Source organism: Mycobacterium bulgaricum (genome assembly GCF_041287165.2).
Classification (GTDB): domain Bacteria; phylum Actinomycetota; class Actinomycetes; order Mycobacteriales; family Mycobacteriaceae; genus Mycobacterium; species Mycobacterium bulgaricum.
This window is the reverse complement of sequence record NZ_JBGGKV020000001.1, coordinates 473,638-495,550: the sequence shown is the minus strand read 5'-3', so window position 1 is coordinate 495,550 and position 21,913 is coordinate 473,638. Positions and strand designations below refer to the sequence as shown.

General features: G+C 64.3%; 17 protein-coding genes and 1 pseudogene. 8 read left to right on the top strand and 10 right to left on the bottom strand.

What is annotated here, in order from left to right; all coding sequences use genetic code 11:
- Positions 1 to 18 precede the first annotated feature (18 nt).
- From ACAG24_RS02470 to ACAG24_RS02445, 6 genes are all read right to left on the bottom strand, one after another.
- Entirely contained in the window at positions 19 to 528 is a 510-nt protein-coding gene (locus ACAG24_RS02470) for a hypothetical protein (RefSeq protein WP_370471108.1), read from the bottom strand.
- A complete protein-coding gene (locus ACAG24_RS02465; RefSeq protein ID WP_370471107.1) occupies positions 528 to 2,798 on the bottom strand; it encodes a hypothetical protein in 2,271 nt (756 codons plus the stop codon). The genes ACAG24_RS02470 and ACAG24_RS02465 overlap by 1 nt, the downstream gene beginning before the upstream one ends.
- A complete protein-coding gene (locus ACAG24_RS02460) occupies positions 2,795 to 4,267 on the bottom strand; it encodes a site-specific integrase (protein WP_370471106.1) in 1,473 nt (490 codons plus the stop codon). The genes ACAG24_RS02465 and ACAG24_RS02460 overlap by 4 nt, the downstream gene beginning before the upstream one ends.
- Before the next feature lie 224 nt (positions 4,268 to 4,491).
- Positions 4,492 to 6,057: a site-specific integrase gene (locus ACAG24_RS02455; RefSeq protein ID WP_370471105.1), complete on the bottom strand. Its 1,566-nt coding sequence runs from the start codon at positions 6,055 to 6,057 to the stop codon at positions 4,492 to 4,494.
- Entirely contained in the window at positions 5,966 to 7,087 is a 1,122-nt protein-coding gene (ligD, locus tag ACAG24_RS02450; protein WP_370471104.1) for a non-homologous end-joining DNA ligase, read from the bottom strand. The genes ACAG24_RS02455 and ligD overlap by 92 nt, the downstream gene beginning before the upstream one ends.
- On the bottom strand, positions 7,087 to 8,142 hold the full coding sequence (locus tag ACAG24_RS02445; protein ID WP_370471758.1) for an ATP-dependent DNA ligase: 1,056 nt from the start codon (positions 8,140 to 8,142) through the stop codon (positions 7,087 to 7,089). The genes ligD and ACAG24_RS02445 overlap by 1 nt, the downstream gene beginning before the upstream one ends.
- Positions 8,143 to 8,342: 200 nt before the next feature.
- Between ACAG24_RS02445 and ACAG24_RS02440 the strand changes: the two genes are divergently transcribed.
- The 7 genes and pseudogenes from ACAG24_RS02440 (at position 8,343) to ACAG24_RS02410 (ending at position 14,633) form a co-directional block, all read left to right on the top strand.
- Complete coding sequence (locus ACAG24_RS02440; RefSeq protein ID WP_370471103.1) at positions 8,343 to 8,972, top strand: methyltransferase domain-containing protein; 630 nt, start codon at positions 8,343 to 8,345, stop codon at positions 8,970 to 8,972.
- 135 nt (positions 8,973 to 9,107) lie between these two features.
- Positions 9,108 to 10,385 (top strand): molybdopterin-dependent oxidoreductase, encoded by a 1,278-nt coding sequence (locus tag ACAG24_RS02435; RefSeq protein ID WP_370471757.1) that lies wholly within the window; start codon positions 9,108 to 9,110, stop codon positions 10,383 to 10,385.
- Positions 10,382 to 10,906: a hypothetical protein gene (locus ACAG24_RS02430; protein WP_370471102.1), complete on the top strand. Its 525-nt coding sequence runs from the start codon at positions 10,382 to 10,384 to the stop codon at positions 10,904 to 10,906. The genes ACAG24_RS02435 and ACAG24_RS02430 overlap by 4 nt, the downstream gene beginning before the upstream one ends.
- A 145-nt stretch (positions 10,907 to 11,051) precedes the next feature.
- Positions 11,052 to 11,822, top strand: a complete 771-nt coding sequence (locus ACAG24_RS02425; RefSeq protein ID WP_370471101.1) for an alpha/beta fold hydrolase — start codon at positions 11,052 to 11,054, stop codon at positions 11,820 to 11,822.
- Between the two features lie 40 nt (positions 11,823 to 11,862).
- Complete coding sequence (locus tag ACAG24_RS02420; protein WP_370471100.1) at positions 11,863 to 12,945, top strand: ATP-dependent DNA ligase; 1,083 nt, start codon at positions 11,863 to 11,865, stop codon at positions 12,943 to 12,945.
- A 49-nt stretch (positions 12,946 to 12,994) separates the two neighbouring features.
- The gene (locus ACAG24_RS02415; RefSeq protein ID WP_370471099.1) at positions 12,995 to 13,870 is read left to right on the top strand and encodes an LLM class F420-dependent oxidoreductase; all 876 of its coding nucleotides are present in this window, start codon (positions 12,995 to 12,997) and stop codon (positions 13,868 to 13,870) included.
- A 116-nt stretch (positions 13,871 to 13,986) separates the two neighbouring features.
- Positions 13,987 to 14,633, top strand: a pseudogene (locus ACAG24_RS02410) (MBL fold metallo-hydrolase).
- Here the strand turns inward: ACAG24_RS02410 and ACAG24_RS02405 are convergent.
- From ACAG24_RS02405 to ACAG24_RS02390, 4 genes are read right to left on the bottom strand one after another with little or no spacing between them, the layout of a single operon-like run.
- On the bottom strand, positions 14,614 to 16,326 hold the full coding sequence (locus ACAG24_RS02405; RefSeq protein WP_370471098.1) for a diol dehydratase reactivase ATPase-like domain-containing protein: 1,713 nt from the start codon (positions 16,324 to 16,326) through the stop codon (positions 14,614 to 14,616). The pseudogene ACAG24_RS02410 and the gene ACAG24_RS02405 overlap by 20 nt on opposite strands.
- Entirely contained in the window at positions 16,323 to 16,652 is a 330-nt protein-coding gene (locus ACAG24_RS02400) for a diol dehydratase small subunit (protein WP_370471097.1), read from the bottom strand. Before ACAG24_RS02400 ends, ACAG24_RS02405 begins: the two co-directional genes overlap by 4 nt.
- The gene (locus tag ACAG24_RS02395; RefSeq protein WP_370471096.1) at positions 16,649 to 18,901 is read right to left on the bottom strand and encodes a propanediol/glycerol family dehydratase large subunit; all 2,253 of its coding nucleotides are present in this window, start codon (positions 18,899 to 18,901) and stop codon (positions 16,649 to 16,651) included. Before ACAG24_RS02395 ends, ACAG24_RS02400 begins: the two co-directional genes overlap by 4 nt.
- Before the next feature lie 17 nt (positions 18,902 to 18,918).
- Positions 18,919 to 20,454: an APC family permease gene (locus ACAG24_RS02390; RefSeq protein ID WP_370471095.1), complete on the bottom strand. Its 1,536-nt coding sequence runs from the start codon at positions 20,452 to 20,454 to the stop codon at positions 18,919 to 18,921.
- 170 nt (positions 20,455 to 20,624) lie between these two features.
- On the opposite strand from ACAG24_RS02390, the gene ACAG24_RS02385 reads away from it, so the two are divergent.
- The gene (locus ACAG24_RS02385; RefSeq protein ID WP_370471094.1) at positions 20,625 to 21,908 is read left to right on the top strand and encodes a class-III pyridoxal-phosphate-dependent aminotransferase; all 1,284 of its coding nucleotides are present in this window, start codon (positions 20,625 to 20,627) and stop codon (positions 21,906 to 21,908) included.
- Positions 21,909 to 21,913 lie beyond the last annotated feature (5 nt).

Genomic DNA, 21,913 nt, shown 5'->3' with positions numbered 1-21,913 from the left:
TAGGGGGCCAGGTGTCACTCACTGAGCACCATGGAGTGGCGCCGGATTGGTTGTCCTTCGAGCCATCCTGTCCAGTTTTCCCTGCAGCCTCGCCCGGTCGCGGATGCTCATCTGGAGTTGCTCGGCTAATGCCTGGACCACGGCTTCCAGATCCCTCCGCTTGTCGCGCGCTTCTGCGTACTTGCGCTCAGCGTCGAGGGCACGCTCACGCAACGTCTGGAGCTTCTTGTTCCATTCCGCCTCCTGCGGCGTGACTATTTCATCCTGCTTCGCAACCGCCCGGTCCATCCAATCGCCTAAGTCGCTGAGTGCACCTCGAACTAGGCGGGTACGCCCGACACCTGCTTCATTAGCGAGAGCGACAACGCTGCGCTTGCCCCGATTGATTGCCTTTGGGGCGGGATCACCGGTCAACAGGCCACGCATCGCAATCATTACGGCCTTACGAGTGGGGTTGCGCTCGGCTGCAATCTCACTGTCAGTCGGTGGCCAGTTTCTATTGGCTATGGGAATGTCCGCTTCAGACATCAGACATCCTTCTCAGCCGAAGAGTCCGATTCGTCTGTACGCCTCGCTATCTCAGATAACCGCGCCGTGGATGTCGGGTCGACCTTGTCCCGCTCCTGCGCCATGATCTGAAGCAAAGGTTTCGCCACTGCCTCATGCTCTGCAACGTGCTGCTCAATGTGCTTTATTCGCTTATTGATTCGGGCAGCCATGATTGGATTTGCGGATTCTAAACTTCTTCGCAGCCGGGCCGCCTCCTTCCTATCTTCGGCGATCGTGGCGTCCGTGTAGACCCGCCCTCCACAGTACGTTCTGCAGTCGTTCCGATTGGGCTCATCGTCCTCACGTGCGCACGCCATCGTTTCCGGTTTCATCGGGTCAGCGACACACAGGCAGGTGTGGCCAGGATTATCGCGGACCGCCAAGTCCGGATCACTCCGCAGCCTGCGCTCCTCCTTCTTTGTCAGATCCGCATAGGTACCGGGAAAACGATTGGCTTCGAATCGATTCAACGCATTGCCCAATCGCTTAGCGGCCGGGCCGGAGACACTCAACCCAGTTCTCGCAGCATTCGCGTGGTCTTGAAGGGTGCTGTATAGCGCCCTTGTCCGCTCGTGATCCATAGTCGCGGCCATCCCTGAGCTGATTGTCGAGCCGTACCCGTCAGTGGTCGTCGATTTCATATGGCCGAACTGGACGCCCGCCGCAAGGAGGCCCTCCGGTTGATTGACGATGTGCCACGCAATACTTCGACGGAAGCGGTCCAGAGTAACGTTCCCAGCAGGGTCCACATCAATCTTGTGGGCGCATCCGAGCTCGTGCTCGCCGACCAATCCGTTCGCGAACTCGATAAGTTCCAGGATCCACAGCACTACATTCTGCGCCGTCACCTCTCGCGTGCCGGGTAGTGCCCCACTTGCTTTCGAACGCCTGCGTCCGACTACCTCGGGGTGAGCGATCAGCCCAGCGGAACCAGAAGCCTCCGCAAGGAGTTCAAGTGCCAGAATCGCTTCCGCTCCAGGCTTGATCGTGGCCCAAACCCATGGCTTGCCGTCGCGGAGTTGTTGGTCCTCGGCGTCACGGACGCCTTTGAAGATTCGCCCAACCACGCGGTATGACGTCGCACCGTCAGGCCGCGGCACAGTGCGCAGTGCCCCACGTTCTAACCTTCTGCATTCCTCACCACGCATACCCGTGCATGCGCAGACAAGCACCACTGCGGCCGCCTGGAGTACCCGCTGCAGCTTACCCTCTCGCACATCCCGGAAGTCCATGTGCGAGAGCCACGGACGGCCCTCAATTGTGCATCCTACTGGCACCGGAATCGGTTGAGGCAGAGTGGAATCAGTTGCGAAGGAACCATTTCGTAGCCTGCGCCAGTGTCTGAAATCCATCTCGTGCACCTTGGCGTTCTGCAGGGTGGCGAGATACTGGGCAGCTACCCGAGAGTCCTTCCCCGCAGGCAACACTCCGTCACGAGCCGTAACGATCTGACCGACCGCATCCAGACCAGCGCTCGAGCACTCTGGCGGCCAGGGGCGGCTCTGCATCTGATTAAGCCACTTCACGGCTGCTGCGATATCGGGGGCACAGCCGACTATCTGTTGAGACCACCAAAGCAGTGGGGCGAATGTGTCTGGATGGATGATGGCCTTGCTGTTATCTGACCCCTGCGAGCGGGAACGCGAGCCACGAGTCCCGTCGGACCATGAAGGCTCGACCATTCGATCGGTCGCCGGCAGCAGATCAGCTAGGTGCGCGATCGCGGCGACTGGTCCCAGTTCCTGGTCTTCCAATCCTCTGCCGCTAACTATGCCTCCAACGGAGGGCGAATTCATGTACGAGTCCAGAAGATCTACGTCGATCTCTCGAAGTTGGGATATGCCATGTTCTCCGAGAAAGTGCGCGAAACGGCGCAAAGACCCAAAGCGGTCTTGGATCGACGCCGCCGACAGCCATGCGCAACTGTTAGTTCCTGCTTGGTAGGACAATGGTGCAGGTCGGTTGATGGACAACCAGATGATTCGCTTGAACGTATCTCGCAGGCTCTGCGGGATCTGATAGCGCTGCTCCCTGTGACCAGGCGTCCAGTGCAAGTTCTGCACGATTCCGCGAGGAACGTCCATCGGCCGCAGCGACCATTTGTCGTCGTCGAACATACTCATCGCCGCCGTGGGACACTTCAGCCGCAACGGATGCACTACAACCGGGCCAGATTCGATTGTCGGCCAATGCACCTCGTCGGTATCAATCTGAGTTTGGGCAACAGCAGTTGGGGCCTCGTCACTCATGTGTACCTCCCATTGAGCAGGAGACGGACTTCGGCTCTATCTTCCTCTGTGACTGCACAATTGGCCGCGTGGTACTCATCGGGTGTTATCAGCGAACGATCGTCTAAGAGGGCCACCAGACATCCGTAGGCCGTTGCACGAAAGTCAGTCCAGTCAGGCCCATCAGTCGAGGCGATAGCCTCCAGTTGATGGCGCAACTCGATGAGTCGGGGCAGGTGTCGGGGTGTGGCGAAGGCGTTTGTGCACTGGAGGCACAGCAAGAAGTCGTCGCCGCACGGTTGCCCTGTCAGTGGGTGGCGCTCCCAGTCGCGACAACCAGCGATAACTGTGTCTGAATCAGCACTCGATGTGGTCCGTTCGTACCTCATCCTGAGGTACGACTCGGCGTTAGTAATGACTGACCATAGGCCTGTTTCTACCGCCTCAGTCATAAGTCGCTCGCGTTCGGCTACTGACGCTCCGACGTACAACGTCGACCATGTGGTACGCGAATGTCCCTGTGGCGAGCGGTCAATGAGAACCCGAACCGTTTTGCGGATGCGATTGAACGAGATGGGGATGTTCTCGCTGGGCCACCAACTTAGCCGGTGCTTTCGGTGAACGTCGGAGAAGGCCACACCAACTGAGGGCGTCGCGATCAGATCCCGTCGTCCCATCGCCGGCCAGTAGACAATTAGTCGATCGGCCCCGGGAAGGTTATTGGCCAGCAAGTAATCGCGACCTGGTTGCGTCATCTCAATGATGCGCGACATAGAGCGGCGGGCGTTCTTTGGGATAGCGTGAGCGTCGTAAGCGTGGCCGTGTCGTCGTCGCTTTTCATCCTCAACAGTCCAGATATCCTCCGCCACACCGAGTCCCGGAGCCGCGGTCGGCACTTTGCGTTCATTGATGGTCGTGAAGTTGGCTCCTTCTAGGCAAGCGATCAGCACAGCTATGGCGACAGCCCCTTCACGGCTGACGAATAACCTTGGCCTTGCACCGCTAGGGCCCGAGTGGGTGCCGTGCAAACCTTGCATATCCAATGCGGCAAAGGATTCTTCTGACTGCGGTTCGCCTGTAGTTGCGATCTCGTGAAGAGCGTTTACAAGAGCCAGCTGTCTGCCGGTGAGGCGCCCGTGTGCCCGGCGCTCTAGCAGCGCCACATTTGGATGAATCCGCTGATACTCGGCAGTGACGGCAGCCGTCGCTGCCTTGATGATTGCATCGTACTCGTCGATCGAAAAGGGTTGACTCTCGGCGCCGTCTTTAGTCGGCAAACGTCTGTTTAGGTGCTTAGGCAAGTCTGGGTGAAGACGATTGAGATACTGCCGCAGTACTTGCCGAACAGCGCCTAACTGCCGACGCTGGCTGGTATTGCTCATTCCGCTATTTGCTACGGACAGTAGGTAGCTATTCCAGCGGTCCGGCGTCAACGCGACGAGCTCTTTAACCTCATTCTCGCTACACCACTTCGCGAAGTACTTGGTCATATAGGCGGACCCGCGGGCTGTTCGAGCGGTTCTCCAGCTTCCCGTTACACCGGTGAGTGCTTCGATGGCATCTGCCAGTTGCTCCTTAAGCATTCCATCGCACGGCCACTGGCTGAGATCTACGACGGTAGGAAAGTACGATCCCGGTAATGACGCGAAAACTATCCATGGGTCCTCGCGTCGGCGTGAAGCTTTTTCGGCCGCGGCATGCCGATTGTCCCGCGTCAAGCGTTCCGCCCGGTCAGATCGCGGACTTCGACGAGGTCCTTTGCCAGTTCGGCGACTAGATCCCCTGTCGTGGCCATTCGTCCATACGGAGATCCGAATAGTTCGTCAAATCTCAACCGCTGCACGCGAGGCATGTATGTCTCGCGTGTAGTATCGACCGATTTGTGGCCCAGAATGTCTTTGATGGTCCGGAAAACTTCGTCATACCGCGTTCCATCTCCGTAGGGAACATTGGCGTCCCACCCGTGTATACGATCCAGCCGTTGGTGCAATCGAACTGCCAATGCGAGCGCAAAGCTGAATCTTAATGAGTGCGGGGTGACAGTCAGCTGATCACTCGCTGTGCCACCAGCGCATTCGATCTCTGCGAACAGCCGGTCGTTCGCGTCTTCAAACACTCCGATCCAAGATTCTGGGTGGAATGGGGTCCCGCTTTCACTGAGCCATAAAGCCATTGGTTCGGGCCGTCCGTCACGGACCCAGAACAAGCGTCGGCGCATCTCCGGTTCCATTGTGTTCAAGGACATCGTGGTGCCATCGTCTCGGATCGCTTCCAGCGCGCCTCTTCGGGTCCGGCGGACTTCAGTTATCCAGATGATGTCGTCGACTGAGTCGTAGCGTCCCTCGCGGATTGCACGACGCACGGCAGCTGCTCGCGTTATCTTGACGTAGCTCAGAATAGTTCGAGTCACCGCCGGTGCGGAGTACCAGACTCTGGACTTTCGATATTTGGCAATGGCCGCCGGCAGCTTTGCTTCCAGCACACTTTCAATCGGCAGCTCCGCCAACAGTAAAGAGCCGGCCTCTTGTACGCGCAAACCGGTGGAATAGAGAAAGTCAGTAAAGGCGCTGTTACGCATAGAATTACGAACGCGACACGAATCGTTCCAGCCAACAGCGCGCCAGTGCCCAGCGCCCGCCCGCTCGACCGCCCGACCTTGCAGACCCACATCGCGCCATAGACGGTATGTTCCCGGCACGACCCACCGGTCTCGCTGCTGCCGCACGAAGGCTGCGTCAGGCCTGGCTCCTGGAACTCGCAAAGCCCCGCGTCCACAGGGCACTGGATTCACTTCCACTGCGGGACCGTGTCCAGTAATCGGAATCTGGCGTCTGATCGCCCAGTCGTACAAACCCCTTAGCGCAAAGACGGCCTTGTTCCACGTCGAGCTAGCAACGGTGTCTTCAAACCTGAAGTTGTCGGTTCGACGAATCTTGTAGTCGATGAAATCTTCTTCAGTCGCCTCCAACCAGGTGAGCGGTTCTGGCAGCTTCCCAAGAAAACCGCACCACATCGCGATCTCGAGTGCATAGGCTCGACGAGACGACACATCGAGCGAGATGAAATCCGGGCAAGAGGTGCAGTAAAGGACTAACCATTCGTCGAGTTCACCGTTCGACGATAGGAGGATGGGAGTCCCTTTCACCACCACTCGCGCATTGCCCGGATCGGTGGGTGGGTCACAACCATCAAGTACGGCCGAGTACCCGACCGGCCATGCCTCGCGACCCGCGGTCGTCAGCACCGTCCATTGCTTTGCTGGTGCGGCAGCGGAGAGCACTCCGACACCGTAAGCCGGATCCGCACCTGTACCTCCTCGACACGCCCGCACATAGCCATTTCCCAGAGAAATCGTGCGGGTAGGGCATATCCCCCTCGCCACGCTCCTCCTCGTCGACTTTGACCATGTCGAGCAGCTTTTCGATCGACTGGGCGTTGCTGTCGATGTCCGCCCACGGATCCGGGCGGCCCGCCACGAAGTCCGGCACCGTCAGGATGGTGTAGTCGTCGGGTTCGGCGTCGCGCAACTCGTCCCACGTCAGCGGCGTCGACACGGTGGCGATCGGGGTCTTGCGCGCCGAGTACGCGGACGCGAACGTGCGATCCCGCGCGTTCTGGTTGTAGTCGATGAAGAGCCGCTTGCCCCGCTCTTCCTTCCACCACGAGGTCGTCACCGCGTCGGGGGCACGCCGCTCGATCTCGCGGGCCAGCGCGATGCCTGCGCGGCGCACCGCGATGAAGTCCCAGTCGGGTTTGATGCGCAGGAACACGTGGACGCCGCGACCTCCGGAGGTCTTCGGGTAGCCGACGAGACCGAGCTCGTCGAGCAAGGGCTTCAGCACATCGACGGCTACGGCGGCCGCCTCCTTGAAACCGGTGCCCGGCTGCGGGTCGAGGTCGATGCGCAGTTCGTCGGGGTGCTCGGTGTCCGGGCAGCGCACCTGCCACGGGTGCAAGGTGACGGCGCCCATCTGCGCCGCCCACGCAATCGCCGACGGGTGCGTGATCTTCAGAGCATCCGCGGTGCGACCGGAAGGGAATGTGACAGTGCAGGTTTCGAGATAGTCGGGACGCTTCTGCGGAACCCGCTTCTGATAGATCTCCTCGCCGTCGATACCGTCGGGGAACCGCTGCAGATGGACGGGGCGGTTGCGCAGCAGCGCGACCATGTGATCGGCCACCGACAGGTAGTAGTCGACGAGCGTTCCTTTGGTGCCGTTCTTGCCGAGCTTCGGAAAGTAGGGCTTGTCGGGGTTGGTCAACCGGACCTTGACCCCATCGACGTCGAGTTCGGTTCCAGGACTTGCCATCAGGACTTCTCCAGGACGTCGTAGAGGTCAAAGTTGAGCGGCACGTCGAGCTGATCGAACCGACAGCTCTCCGGATCGCGGTCTGGCCTCCAGCGCAGGAATTTCACCGCGTGCCGGAAGCGCCGACCGTTTTCGTGGTTGCCTTCCATCTGGTCGTAGGCCACCTCGCAGACCTTCTCCGGCCGGATGGGAATCCAGCGCTTGTCGGCAGCGGAATTCCACCGGCTGGGTTCACCGTCGCGGACGTCGTCGCCGATGCGCAGTGGCTCGAGATCGGCAAGCAATGACAGCCGTGCTTTCGCCGTGAACGACGCTGCGCCGCCGACCATCTGGAGTTCGCCGTCGTCGGTGTGCAGCCCGAGCAGGATCGACCCGATCCCTTCGCCGCTCTTGTGGATGCGGTAGCCGATGGCCACGCAGTCCGCGTCGCGGTGGTGCTTCACCTTGACCATCTCCCGCTTGCCCGGCAGGTACGGACCGTCGAGACGCTTGGCGATCACACCGTCGAGGCCTGCGCCCTCGAACTCCTCCAGCCACTGCGTGCCGAGTTCAGGATCTTCGGTGGTCCGCGTGACGTGACACCACTGCTTTTCGTTGACAGCCTCGGTCAGCGCCTCGCGGCGCGTGCGGAACGACTCCTTCATCAGCGAGGTGTCCCCGAGGGCGAGCGCGTCGAATCCGATGAAGTGCGCAGGCGTCTCCGTCGACAGCTTCCGCACCCGGGACTCGGCGGGATGAATGCGCTGGCTCAGCGATTCCCAGTCGAGCCGGGTACGTCCACCGATCTCGCGGGGGACGACGATCTCGCCGTCGAGGACGCACCGCGGCGCGAGTTCGTCGCGCACGGAGTCGAGCACCTCGGGAAAGTAGCGGGCCAGGTCCTTGCCGCTGCGCGACAGCAGGACGACGTCATCGCCGTCGCGGAACACGAGCGCCCGGAAGCCGTCCCATTTGGGCTCATAGGACCACACCCCCGCGTCGTCGGGGACCGTGGTCTGCGCTTTCGCCAGCATCGGTTCCAGCGGCGGCTTCACGGGCAGGTCCATGTCTCCCATAGTCACGTAGACCCAGGTGCATCGACAATGTCATCGCGGCCGTGTCCATCGGTGACATTACTGCGACGCGGGTGCTGCCACGCCCCGCCGATATGTTTGCCCGAATGAGTGGCGGGTAAGAACGCGACAAATTGGCCGGTTTTCGGCAACGCTGCCGACGCGAAGCGCGGTCCTGTGGTCTTACACAGTGAGAGGATGCCATGTTCGGCCAGTTGTACGAGCGCGCGTTGGCAGGCGAACGATGTTTCATCCGATACCGATCCGGCGGCAGAACCGAACTACCTGTACAGCGCTGGCTCGGCCACTGCAGTGAAGACCAGCCCTTCGACGACGCGGTCATCGCGATGTGTGACGGGTCGACCGTCGAACTGGGCTGCGGACCGGGCCGGCTCATCGCCCGGCTGCGCAAGGCGGGGATACCTGCCCTCGGAATCGATCGGTCGCCGGAAGCAGTCCGGCTGGCGCACACCCTCGGTGCACCAGCGATGTGCGCCGATGTGTTCGGCCCCCTTCCGGCCATCGGCTCCTGGCAAACGGTCTTGTTGATCGACGGCAACGTCGGGCTGGAAGGCGATCCGGAGCGGATCCTGCGTCGATCGCGCGATTTGCTCGCAGACGGCGGACACTGTGTCGCGGAGTTCGACGTCCAGCACTCAGGTGAGACACCCGTGCTGGTGCGGCTCGAAACCGACACCGAATCCGGGCCGTGGTTTCATTGGTCCACTGTCGGCATCGACTGTGCCGACGAGCTGGCCGAGCGCGCGGGGCTGCGACTCAAGGACGTCCAGGTGATCGGCGACCGCGCCCTGGCGAGCTTGGGACGCGTCTAATCTTGTGAGTGCCACCCGAACGAAGGACCCAGTGCGGTGACCGACCCTGGTAGCGACCGACAGACCGCCGGGAAGCGGCCTCGCACGCCGGGTACCGAGGATCCTCGCGAGGGCGAGTACGGCTTTCCGGCTCGACTGTGGCGCTGGCTTGAGGCTCACCCGCCGCCGGGGGCCAAGAACCTGAGGTGGCGAAGTCCACTGCGAGGACCTTGGCTCACGTCCGTGCTCGGGCTCGTTCTGCTCGTGACGCTGCCCGTCGTGACCCTGACGGGTCTGCTGTCCTATATCGCCTACGGACCGCAGTTCGGGCAGGCCATCCCCGCAGATGTCGGCTGGTTCAAGTTGCCCACCTTCGACTGGCCGTCCAATCCGTCCTGGCTGTACCGGCTCACCCAGGGCCTGCACGTCGGGCTTGGTCTCATCCTCGTCCCTGTGGTGCTGGCAAAACTGTGGTCGGTGATTCCCCGGCTGTTCGCGTGGCCGCCGGCCCGGTCGTTCGCTCAGGTGCTCGAACGCATCTCCTTGCTGATGCTCGTCGGCGGAATCCTGTTCGAGATCGTCACCGGAGTCCTCAACATCCAGTACGACTACATCTTCGGGTTCAGTTTCTACACCGCCCACTACTGGGGTGCCTGGGTGTTCATCGTGGGTTTCGTCGTCCACATCTCGCTCAAGATCCCCCGCATGGCCGCGTCCCTCAAGACGATGTCGTTCCGCACGGTGTTGCGGACGAACAGAGCTGACACGGAGGTGGAGCCGACCGACATCGACGGGTTGGTGGCCGTCGACCCTGCACCGGCGACCATCAGTCGCCGCGGCGCATTGGCCGTCGTCGGTGGCGGCGCAATGCTGGTGGCCATCCTGACCGCGGGTCAGACGCTGGGCGGATTCACCCGGCAGTTCGCGCTGCTGCTGCCGCGCGGCCGCGACAGCGGGTCGGGCCCGAACGACTTCCCCATCAACAGAACCGCCACAGCGGCCGGCATCGATCCGGCGTCCACGGGCGAGCAGTGGCGGGTGACCCTGGGCGGAGGTCCAGCGCCTGTTGTGCTCGACCGCGCGATGCTCGCGGCGATGCCGCAGCACACCGCAGAGCTGCCCATTGCCTGTGTGGAGGGTTGGTCGACGACCGAGACGTGGACGGGTGTGCGACTGCGTGATCTGGCCCGCACGGCCGGGGTGCCGACGCCGCGGCTGGCCCGGGTCTCCTCACTGGAGCGCGGCGGCGCGTTCAGCCGAGCGACGTTGCAGGCGAATCAGGTCACCAATCCCGATGCCCTGCTGGCGCTTCGGGTCAACGGCGCCGATCTGTCGCTCGACCACGGATTCCCCGCTCGCATCATCGTTCCGGCGCTGCCCGGAGTGCACAACACGAAGTGGGTCGCTTCCATCGAATTCGAGGCCGCGACATGAGCTCCGCCCCTGCCGGGTTCGCCAAGGTCTACGGGTCGCACCCCTTCCATCTGTTACTGATGACGGCTGGATTCGCGGTGGTCATCGCCGTGGTGGCGACGATGAAACCCGCATCGCTGTGGAACCCCGCCTCCTGGTGGCAGTCGATCGCGGTGTGGTTCGTGGTCGCGATCATCGCCCACGACCTGCTGGCCTTTCCCCTCTATGCCCTCGTCGGCCGGCTGATGGAGCGAGGGCTCCGGCGACGGGACACATCGCGGGTGCCGGTGCTCAACTACGTTCGACTGCCTGCGATGGCGGCCGCCCTGACGTTCCTCCTCTTCCTTCCGGGGATCATCGAGCAGGGCGGCCCTGCCTATCTGGCGGCGACCGGGCAGACGCAGGAGCCATTCCTGACGCGATGGCTCTGGCTCACTGCGGGTTTCTTCATCGCCGGTGCCGCCGCCTACAGCGTCGCGTTCGTCATCGACCGGCGCCGCGGTCAACAGCCGAAGGCCGGGGATGCGCAGACGACGGCGTAGAACGCTGTCTGCACTCCTGCTCGCGGTGCTCGTGTCCGCGAGTTGTTCATCCCCGCCCGATGACACTGCAGTCGACGAGTGTGGCTCGCTTCCAGAGGGGTTCACCAGCCGCGAGGTTGACGTCGGCGACTCCACCGTGCACTTCGTGGTCGGCGGCCAGGGTCCCGCGGTGGTGTTGCTGCACGGATTTCCCGAAATCTGGTACACCTGGCGGGAAGTGATGGCGGAGTTGAGGAAGTCGTACCGGGTCATTGCGGCCGACCTGCCTGGCGTCGGATGTTCCTCTCTCGCAACGCGGTACGACGCCGACAGCATGGCACGATCGATCCATGATGTCGTTCGGGCCGAAGGATTGGGTCGGGTCGCGATGGTGGGCCACGATACCGGCGGTTGGGTGGCGTACTCGTATGCGCGCCAGTACCGGGACGAGGTCAGCCACCTGGTGCTCTCAGGCGCGGCGATTCCCGGCTTCGGCCTGGAGGCACTCCTGGACGTCAACAGCCCCGGCCACCTTCCACATCTCACCTTTTTCCAGCAGCCGGAGGCTCCGGAGACGATGATCGGTGGCCGTGAGCGGGAGTACTTCGGTGGCTTCGTGACCAGTGAGGTCATGCATCGGTCGGGGGTGATCGATGTGTATGCGCGGTCCTACGCGCGTCCGGGCCGACTCACCGCAGCGTTGGGCCAGTATCGGGCGATTCCGCAGGACGCTTCCCGCAACCGTGCAGGCGCCGGTGGGCTTCTCGACATGCCGACCATGGCAGTGTCCGGACCCGACGAAGTCGGCCTCAGCACCGATGGTCTCCGGCGGGTGGCACGCAACGTCACAGAAATCGCCATCGCCGGCGCGGGGCACTATGTCCAGGAGGACCGGCCAGCTCAAATGGCTTCAGCACTGGCACAATTCATCAAATGATCCGGCTGTGGCGCCTGCACCGCCGACTGGACCCCGCCCGATGAAGTTGCCCGTGATGCCCCCGGTTTCGCCGATGCTGTCCAAGTCGGTCCCTGATATTCCTGATGGAGCGTCCTACGAGCCGAAGTGGGACGGCTTCCGGTCGATCCTGTTCCGCGACGGAGACGACGTCGAATTGGGCAGCCGCAACGAGCGGCCCATGACGCGGTATTTCCCGGAACTTGTCGAGGCGGCCCGCGCCGAGTTACCGCCGCGCTGCGTTGTCGACGGCGAGATCGTCATCGCGACCGCCCACGGGCTGGATTTCGAGTCACTGCAGCTGCGCCTGCACCCGGCCGCGTCGCGGGTGCGGATGCTGGCCGAGCAGACGCCCGCGGCGTTCATCGCCTTCGACCTGCTGGCCCTCGGGGATACCGACTACACGCTGCGCCCGTTTTCGGAGCGGCGGGCCGCGCTTGTCGAGGCACTCGCAGGCGTCGGGCCCACGTGCCACGTCACGCCGGCGACCACGGATGTCGCGACGGCGCAGCGCTGGTTCGACGAGTTCGAGGGGGCGGGGCTCGACGGTGTGATCGCCAAACCGCTCGACGGCCTCTATCTGCCGGACAAGCGGACGATGTTCAAGATCAAGCACCAGCGCACCGCTGATTGTGTGGTGGCCGGATACCGGCTGCACAAATCGGGCGACGACACCGTCGGATCCCTGTTGCTCGGCCTCTACGACGGGGATGGCTCGTTGGCGTCGGTCGGGGTGATCGGCGCGTTCCCGATGGCGCGGCGACGATCTCTGTTCACCGAGCTGCAGCCCCTCGTGACGACGTTCGACGAACACCCGTGGAACTGGGCTGCCCATGCCGACCCTGACGTCGTGCGCCGCTACGGCGGCGGGTCGCGGTGGAACGCAGGCAAGGACCTGTCTTTTGTGCCGTTGCGGCCAGAGCGCGTCGTCGAGGTGCGCTACGACCATATGGAAGGTCAAAGATTCCGGCACACAGCGCAATTCAACCGCTGGCGACCCGACCGCGATCCGCGCACATGCACCTACGCTCAGCTCGACAAGCCGCTGACGTTCAGCCTCGACGACATCGTTCCCGGCCTTGGCGGTTCCGGACAACGAGGCTAAGTTGCTGCCAAAGCGGAATGCCCGCTCCGGATAGCGGCTTGTAGCTGGCATGGACCTCGGACTCAGTATTCCCATTCTCGACATCGACGGCGGCACCACGGCGATCGGTCCCGAACTCGCGAGGGTCGGCACCGCCGCGGAGGCGGCAGGCGCGAACTCTCTGTGGTTCATGGACCACTTCTTCCAGATCGAGCCGGCGGGCCTGCCTGCGGAGGCCAACATGCTGGAGGGCTACACGCTGCTCGGCTACCTGGCAGGACATACCTCGCGGATCAGCCTCGGCCTCCTCGTCACCGGCGTGACCTATCGACACCCCGGCCTGCTCGCCAAGACGGTGACCACCGTGGACGTACTGTCGGGCGGACGCGCGGTGCTGGGCATCGGCGCGGCATGGTTCGAGCGCGAGCACGTCGGCCTGGGCGTTCCATACCCGCCGCTGGCCGAGCGGTTCGAACGTCTCGAGGAAGCGCTGCAGATCTGCAACCAGATGTGGGACCCCGACAACAACGGGCCCTTCGAAGGCAAGCACTACCAACTGCAGGAGACGCTGTGCAATCCGCAGCCGATCAACAAGCCCAAGGTGCTCATCGGCGGAAGCGGCGAGCGCAAGACGCTGCGGCTCGTCGCCCAGTACGGCGACGCGTGCAATCTGTTCGGGACCTCCCCTGACGAAGTCGCCCACAAACTGCGGGTGCTGCACGACCATTGCGACAGCGTCGGCCGGGACTACGACGACATCCGCAAGACGATCATGGTCAACGACCTCAGCCCGGCGCCCGACACCCGCGACGAATTCGTCCGTCTCATGGGCGATTACGCGAAGCTCGGCATCGACGAGGTGATCGTCTTCCCGCCGACCGGCTCGCCGGCAGCATGGATCGACAGCATTGCTCCGACGGTGAAGCAGCTGGCCGAACTGGGCTGAAGCCGCCCCGCGAGCAGACGCAAACTCGCACGGATTTGGCAGATTCCATGCGAGTTTGTGTCTGCTCGCGGCTCCAGGCTTGACCTCAACAATTGTTGAGGTTGCAGCCTGGGTTCATGAAACAAGTACTGAGCGATCTCTGGGAAACCGCAACCGATTCGCCGTTTCCCGGCCTGACCACCCACGCCTACCTGTGGACCCCGGCAAATGTGCTGTTCTACTCCCCCGCCACCGACGCACAGTTCGACGAACTCGCCGAACTCGGTGGCGTCAGAGACCAATACCTGTCGCACCGCGACGAAGCGGGCCCGATGCTCAACAGCATCGCCGCCCGCTTCGGCTCGACATTGCACGCACCCAAAGACGACATCCCCGACATCCGCCGGCACGCGCACGTCGACGTACCGGTCAGCGGCAGGCACATCGACTACAACGGCATCGAGATCGTCCCCACGCCGGGACATTCGCCGGGCAGCGTGTGCTACCTGGTGTCCGGTGCCGACGGCAAATACCTCTTCACCGGGGACACGATGTTCCGCGGCACCGAAGGGCAGTGGTGGGCCGGCTACATCGAGGGTTTCCACCGGCCCAGCGACGCCGAGACGATCGCCGCCAGCCTTCGCGTAATGGCCGACCTGACACCGACTACGTGATCTCCAGTGCGTTCCAGGGCGATTCGGCGGTCACCCGCATCACCCCGGGCCACTGGCGCGGCCACGTTGCGCATGCCATCGCAGGCCTTCCTACCGGCGCGCGTACATAGCGACCAGACCGCGGGCCACCGCGAACCGCGGCCCGTGCACCCCGTCGATGTTGGCTCGCCCCACCACGACCGGCACACCGCGAAGCGCCTCGCCGACCGTGCGCATCAGCTCGTCGTCGAGCGCACCGCCGCCCGCCAGCACCATCGCGGCGGGCGACTCGTCGAACGCGCCGAGGCAACGGGCGATGTTGGCCGCCACCGTCTCCTGCTTGATGGCCAACCGCAGGCTTCGCCACTCCTCTGCGGCAAGCCGATTCGAGAACGGCACCAAACCAGCGCTTCCCCGCGTGCACAGTCGGCCGATGGCGTCCGAGGGCGCAGACGAGTCCAGGAAAACGCGGCGGCCGTCCTCCTCGTGGGCGACGTGCGGGCCCTCGACACGCACGGCCGGAGTGCGTTTCACCGTCTCGGCCAACGCGCGTGGGATACCCAGCACCCGGGCGACCGCGACAGTGATCGACTCCCCCGCACCCGCGGCGACGACCGTCGCTGCAGAGCCGATGAGATCGACTGTGCCACCTCCGATGTCGCACACGAATGAGTCTGCGGGAAGCCCCGGGGTGGTGCGCGCTCCCCACGCTGCAGCCTCTGGCTCGGTCGCGAGCGTCTGCGCCGGTCGGCCGGTCAGATCGGAAAGCACGGACGCGGCGTCGGCCGCTTCCTCGGCGGCCAGCAGTGCCACCACCGTGCCCCGCGCGTCGGCGACCCCGCGACGCAGCCATGCGCCGTTGTCGATCGACGCCAGGTCGGTGAAGAACGCGTCGTGGACCGCGAGCCCGTCGCACGCGGTGGGTACCGCCTGCAGGCGCACTGCTGTGACCTGTCCCGGCGCCGACCGTCGCAAGACCGCGTGTGCCTCGGAGGGTGAATACCTCACCGCGGCATCCCCGGTGGCGTCATCGGTTCTGATCTCCACCCAGTCGCCGTCGGTCGCCGGGGGCGGCGCAGGTGCGGTACGCGGGGTCACCGCTATCGCAGCCGAATCAGCCAGTTCTCTGCAGAATTCGGCCACCTCGGGCAGTTCGGCGGTTGGCAGCCGCAGCGCCGCCGACAGCGCGATCGGGTCCGCCATCGCGCGGTAGGCGCGCCCTTCCTCGACCACCTCGACGGCCACGAGTGCGCCGGGCGCCAGATCCGCCACGTCCGCTTCGTCGACCACGGGCACGTCCACCGGTATGCGGTTGCGGATCAGGACGGCGTCGTCCTGTGCGACGACGACACCGACCACTTGCCAGCCGCGTTCGACCGCTGACGTGATCTCGCGGGCGGCCACTTCGAAGTCGGTGGTGTCGTCGACGGAGATGACCACCGGCCCGTCGAGCGGCTGACCCCCCAGGTCAGCCATCCGAACATGGTGGCCGACGCCGTGTCCGGCGCCCGCCGGCGTACTGGCGTCCGGTCGGCGCAGGCTACGCACCGGTGAGAAGGCCGAGTACGCGGGCGGTATCGGCGCTGTCGCGGTGTCGACCGGCCGCAGCGCGGACAGCAGAAGTTCGTCGGCGACCACCCCCGCGTCGACCTCGATGCGGTGCAGGAGGACCGCCGCGCCCTGCAGCGACTCGGCGCTCCCCTTACGTCCCCGGGTCGGCGCCTGGTCGAACGCGATGGTGGTGACGGCCTCGCGCTCGATCCGGGCGAGCACGATCTCGGTGGTGTGGTTACCGATGTCGATACCGGCGACCGTGCGGATCAACGCAGAAGACCGCGACGGGCGTAGACGACCGCAGCCTGCTCGACAAGGGCCGCGCACCGGGGCGCACCCGTGGCGAGCAGCGAGGCCTGCAGCTCTTCGAGCTCGGCGGCCGTCGACCTGTGGGGGCGAAGGGCCTCGTACAGAGCCATCACCCGCTCGTCGTCGATCATCGCCAATTCGGCTGCGCGCAGGAAGTTCTCGGCGAGCTGCGGGTTTCCGCCGTCTTTCGCGACCGCGGCCTGATGCGCGAGCACGTCGGGGTCCATTCGCAGATCGCCCAGCCCGAGCTTGCCGTCGACCGCGTTCTCGACCGATATTTCGCTCATGACCTGACCACCGCGACGGTGACGGGTGGTTTGCCCGGCTCGGACGCCTGCCGTTCCAGTGCGACGAGTGCTACGGCCCTGGCGTGATAGCGCGCCGAGATGGACTCGTCGGTGCCTCCGGTGAAGATTGGCACCGGTGCCATGCCCTTGGCGTGCCGGGCCGCGTTCTTGCCGAGCTCCCGGTACATCTTGGCCGTCAGCAGTGGCGCCACGCTGAACAGTTCCAGGTTGGCCAGCGGGGCCAGGTCACGCCGGTGGATGAGTGCTGTGCCCTTGCCCTGCAACCCGATTCCGATACCGGAGCCCGACAGTCGGGCGGCGGTCAGGCCGATCAACCCGACGTCGATGGTGGAGCGCACCCGCACCGTCCTGGCGATGCAGCCCTCCTCCTCCAGGCCTGCCTCGATCTGGCGCAGCACCTCCCCGATCGTCAGCCCGCACAGGCTCAGCCACACGCTGCGACCCCAGGCGGGCGACAGTCCGATGCACACCTCGCGCGGGTCGCTACCCTGCCTCGCCGGCTCGACGTCGGTGACCGTGACGTGACCGCGGTGCTCGTCCTGGTCCGCGGTCAGCTCGGCGCCGCTGCGCGCCTGGCGGATGGCATCGATCTCTGCGCGGCGCTGCCCGCTGAGCGCGTAACCCGTTGCCGGCCCGGTGTAGTCGTTGGGGTCGGTCAGCTTGGACAGCACCCGGAACTCGTCGTCGAAGATGGCCGACGTCTGCAGCTGGTCACCACGGAGTCGCTCGCGCGTCAGCGTGGTGATGGCTTCGGCTTCGTCGGTGTAGCCGGTGCGGTGCAGCGCTGCGATGACGTCGAACACCGTCAGTTGCCTGGCCTCGATCGATGCCGCGGCTTCGGCGACCATCTTCGGATGACCGGCGGGCAGGTCGCGGGAACCGTTGGCGGCCACCACTTCGTCGACTCGTGCGTCGTCGTAGTCGGCGAGGCCGAGATCGCGGTAAACGGCCTGAACGGCCTTGGCCGCGCGGCGGCGCACCGACTCCAGATGCTCAGGCGTCACCGTGCGCAGGCCCCCGTCGGCGCCCCAGTCCCGCTGCAGCACCAGAAAATCGTCCATGTCGTCGGAGTTGAAGTTCGACAGCGCGAACGCATTGTCGTACCGGGGAATCGATCCGAACCCGGAGAAGATGAAGTCCGCGCCCGCCAGCAGGACCGGCAGGGTGTGGGCGCTACGGCGGATGTCCGACTCGGAGATCAGGTTGTCGTTGCCCGCGCACGATTCCAGGTCGCGCATCATAACCATCAGGTTCTCGGCGAGCAGTTCCTTCATGCCTTCTGGCACCGAGGCCACCACCCCGACCCCGTCGATGCCCCCGTTCTGCACACCTTGCGATCCGAGCGCGCGAGCCAGTGAGACGCAGCGTGATTCGAGGTAGAGGATCGAGCACTTCTCGGCCGCACCCATCAGCACTTCGGCACCACCGCCGCTGGTGACGCGCATCTTCAAGCCGCGCGACGCGTACGCCGACGTCAGGATCGCCTTGCTGAACGGGGTGTCGTCGCCGTCGACGAACACCTGCTCGGTGCCGTAGATCGAGATGGTCTCCGCATACGACGTGAGTCCTCGAAGTCCGAGGCGCAACTCCAGCGCTTCCTCGATCGAGCACTGCGCCATCGCACCCGGGGTGCCGACCTGCGAACCGATCAGCAGCGCAACGGCATTGGACGGTGCGTCGCCGAGCACCGGCACCGTCGTCTCCACCTCGCGGAAACCGTAGGCCACCGCCGAGGCCGCGTCGGCGGCGATCAGCAGCGGATCGTCGAGCTGGTTGGTCACGTGTGCCTGGTTGCTCGGGGTGCGCCGCGCCCGCATCTTGGCCATCGCCATCTGCATCTCGACCGGTGACATCAGCGCGATGACGCGTGCCAGCTTCGCGGGGGTGGTGCCGCCGATCAGGCGCACCACCTCCGCGCGCGGGACGTTCACATCCACTGCCATCCGGGCCAGGGTCACGTCGTCGAGCGACATCGCCTCCTCGGCGACCGCGAGGTCGATGCCGTAGCGCGCGATGAACTCGTCGATGACGTCGAACTCGTCGGCGCCTTTGCCGTCGAGCTCTGTCACATGAGGCCCGCCGTCACCCCGCTGTATCGTCAGCGATGGTGAAGGGTCGTGGGGGCTGCGCATCGCGACGAGGCCCAGTCCGGCGTCGGGGACGCTGAACCCGTCGAGGTTGACCGGCTTCGAGTTGAGTACCCGGAACCTGCCCAACTCGTCTGCCAAGGAGGCCTCCCTACTCGCTAGTCCCGGATCTCGCTGTCCTCGTACACGATCCGGCCGATCAGCTCGTAGCGCCGCGGGTCCCTGAACTTGAAGTACACGGCCATCGCGGCACCGAGGGCGAACAGACCGACCACGATCCATGGTGTCAGCTTGAACAGCAACGTGCCGGACGCGGCGCCCGCCGCGGTGTCCTTGTGCACCCACAGCAGGTACACCACGTAGAGCATGCCCATGCCGCCGAGTAGTGGAGCCAGGAAGGTCTTGAACCAGTGCGCACTGGACGGGTGGTTCTTGTGGAAGTGGAAGAACGCGATCACCGCGAAGGCGCACAGCGACTGCACGATCAGGATGGCCATCGTGCCCAGGATCGCGAGCAGGCCGTACAGGTGGACGTAGGGATCCATGCCTGCTGCGAAGAACGCCAGCACCAGCACCAAGGTGATGGCGCTCTGCACGAACGACGCGATGTAGGGCGAGCCGTGCTTGGCATGCGTGGCGCCCAGCGTCTTCTGCAGTCCCGACGAAAGGCCCTCGCGGCCAAGGGCGTACAGGTAGCGCGAGGCGCAGTTGTGGAAGGCCATGCCGCAGGCGAACGACCCCGTCACCAGGAGCAGTTTGAACAGCGTGATCGCCCAGTCGCCATAGGTGGCCTGGACCGGGTCGAAGAAGATGTTGCCTGCGGTTGCGGAATCCTGCGCCAGCTCAACGGCTTTCTGCGGACCGGTGCCCGCGATCGCCATCCAGGAAATGAAGACGTAGAAGAGTCCGACACCGAGCACGGCGATCATCGTGGCGCGCGGGATGATCCGCTTGGGATCCTTGGACTCCTCGCCATACATCGCGGTCGACTCGAAGCCCACCCAGGACCAGAACGCGAAGAACAGACCCAGACCCGCGCTGGCGCCGGCGATCCCCGCCGCCGGAGTGAACGCACCGACCGGGTTCAGCGTTTCGGCCACCACGAATCCTTCGGGGCCGCCACCGCGGAACAACACTGCCAGAGCGCCCAACGACAGCATGAAGATCTCGGTGACCAGAAAGACCCCGAGCACCTTGGCCGTCAGGTTGACGTCGAAATAGGTCAGCACACAGTTGAGCACCAGCATCAGCAGCGCCGGCACCAGCCAGGGCACGGTGATGCCGAACTGTGAGGAGGCGAAGTCGGCGAAGAAGTACGAGAAGATGCCGATCAGCGAGCCCTCGAACACGATGTAGGCCATCGTGATGATCAGGCCGCTCGCCATCCCCATGACGCGGCCGAGGCCATGGGAGATGTAGCCGTAGAACGCGCCTGTCGCGGTGATGTGCTTGGCCATGGTGGCGTAGCCGATCGCGAACAGGCCGAGCACGATCGTCGCCACCAGGTAACCCGCCGGGGCATGTGAACCGTTGCCGAAGCCGACGGCGATCGGGACGTTGCCGACCATCGCCGTGATCGGGGCCGCGGTGGCCACCGCCATGAAGATAACGGCGACGGTGCCGATGGCGTTGCGCTTGAGTCGTTGGACCGAATCCGCTGGTGCGGTTTCGCGGGGAACGACGTCTTCGCTCATCTACTGGATCCCTTCAGGGCACAGGAAACTGCTGGTCCAGCCCGCAATCGGGCACCCTGTGGCCTGGGCCACAGTGGAGGACCTGAGACATATTGGCACTACCAATTACGCTGCGCAAGCGTTGTGGCCGATATGTTGACACAAATGGTCCTACCTTTTACGTTGGGCCCGTGCACGACTACGGCGCGTTCTCGTTCGAGTCCAAGGCCCAGGTGCTGGAACTGTCGAAGAAGTTCTGGAACCCCGACAAGACGCAGTTCTGGACCGACTCTGGTGTCGACCTCGTCATCGATCGCAGGCAGGACTACTTCCTCTGGGACATGAGTGGCCGGCGGCTCATCGACATGCATCTCAACGGCGGCACCTACAACCTCGGGCACCGCAATCCCGAAGTGATGCAGGCGATCGTCAACGGGATGCAGTATTTCGACGTCGGCAATCACCACTTCCCGTCGGTCGCGCGGACCGCGCTGGCGCAGCGTCTCGTCGAGTCCGCCCCGGCGTCGCTGACCAAGGTGGCGTTCGGTTCCGGCGGCGGCGAGGCCATCGACATCGCGCTCAAGAGCGCCCGGCATGCGACGCAGCGTCGCAAGATCGTCTCGATCGTGAAGGCCTACCACGGTCACACCGGGCTGGCGGTCGCCACGGGAGACGACCGGTTCGCCAAGCTGTTCCTCGCCGACCGCCCCGACGAGTTCGTGCAGGTTCCCTTCGGCGACGTCGACGCGATGGACCAGGCGCTGCGCGGCAAGGACGTTGCCGCCGTCATCATGGAGACCATTCCGGCGACGTACGGCTTCCCGTTGCCGCCCGCCGGATACCTCGAAGCGGTCAAAGATCTCTGCGAGCGCTACGACGCGCTCTACATTGCCGACGAGGTGCAGACCGGGCTGATGCGCACCGGCGAGATGTGGGGCATCACCAAACACGGCATCGAGCCCGACATCATGGTGACGGGCAAGGGCCTGTCGGGCGGGATGTACCCGATCACCGCAGCGCTGCTCAGCGATCGCGCAGCTCAGTGGCTCTACCAGGACGGTTTCGGCCACATCTCGACGTTCGGGGGCGCCGAACTCGGGTGCGTCGCCGCCATCAAGACGCTGGAGATCACCAGCAGGCCCGAAGTCAGGGACTCGGTCGCACAGATCGCCGACTTCTTCGCCACCGGCCTGGCCCGCATCCAGGCCGACCACCCCGACTGGTTCGTCGGGATCCGGCAGAACGGTGTTGTCATCGGCTTGGAGTTCGACCATCCCGAAGGCGCCAAGTTCGTGATGCGCGAGCTCTACGAGAACGGTGTATGGGCGATCTTCTCGACGCTGGATCCCCGTGTGCTGCAGTTCAAGCCGGGCCTGCTGCTGAGCCTCGACCTGTGCCGCGACGTCCTCGACCGCGTCGAGCTCGCCGTGGAGCGTGCAGAACTCGCCGCTGCCGAAGCGCCCGCCGCGAAGTAGTCTCC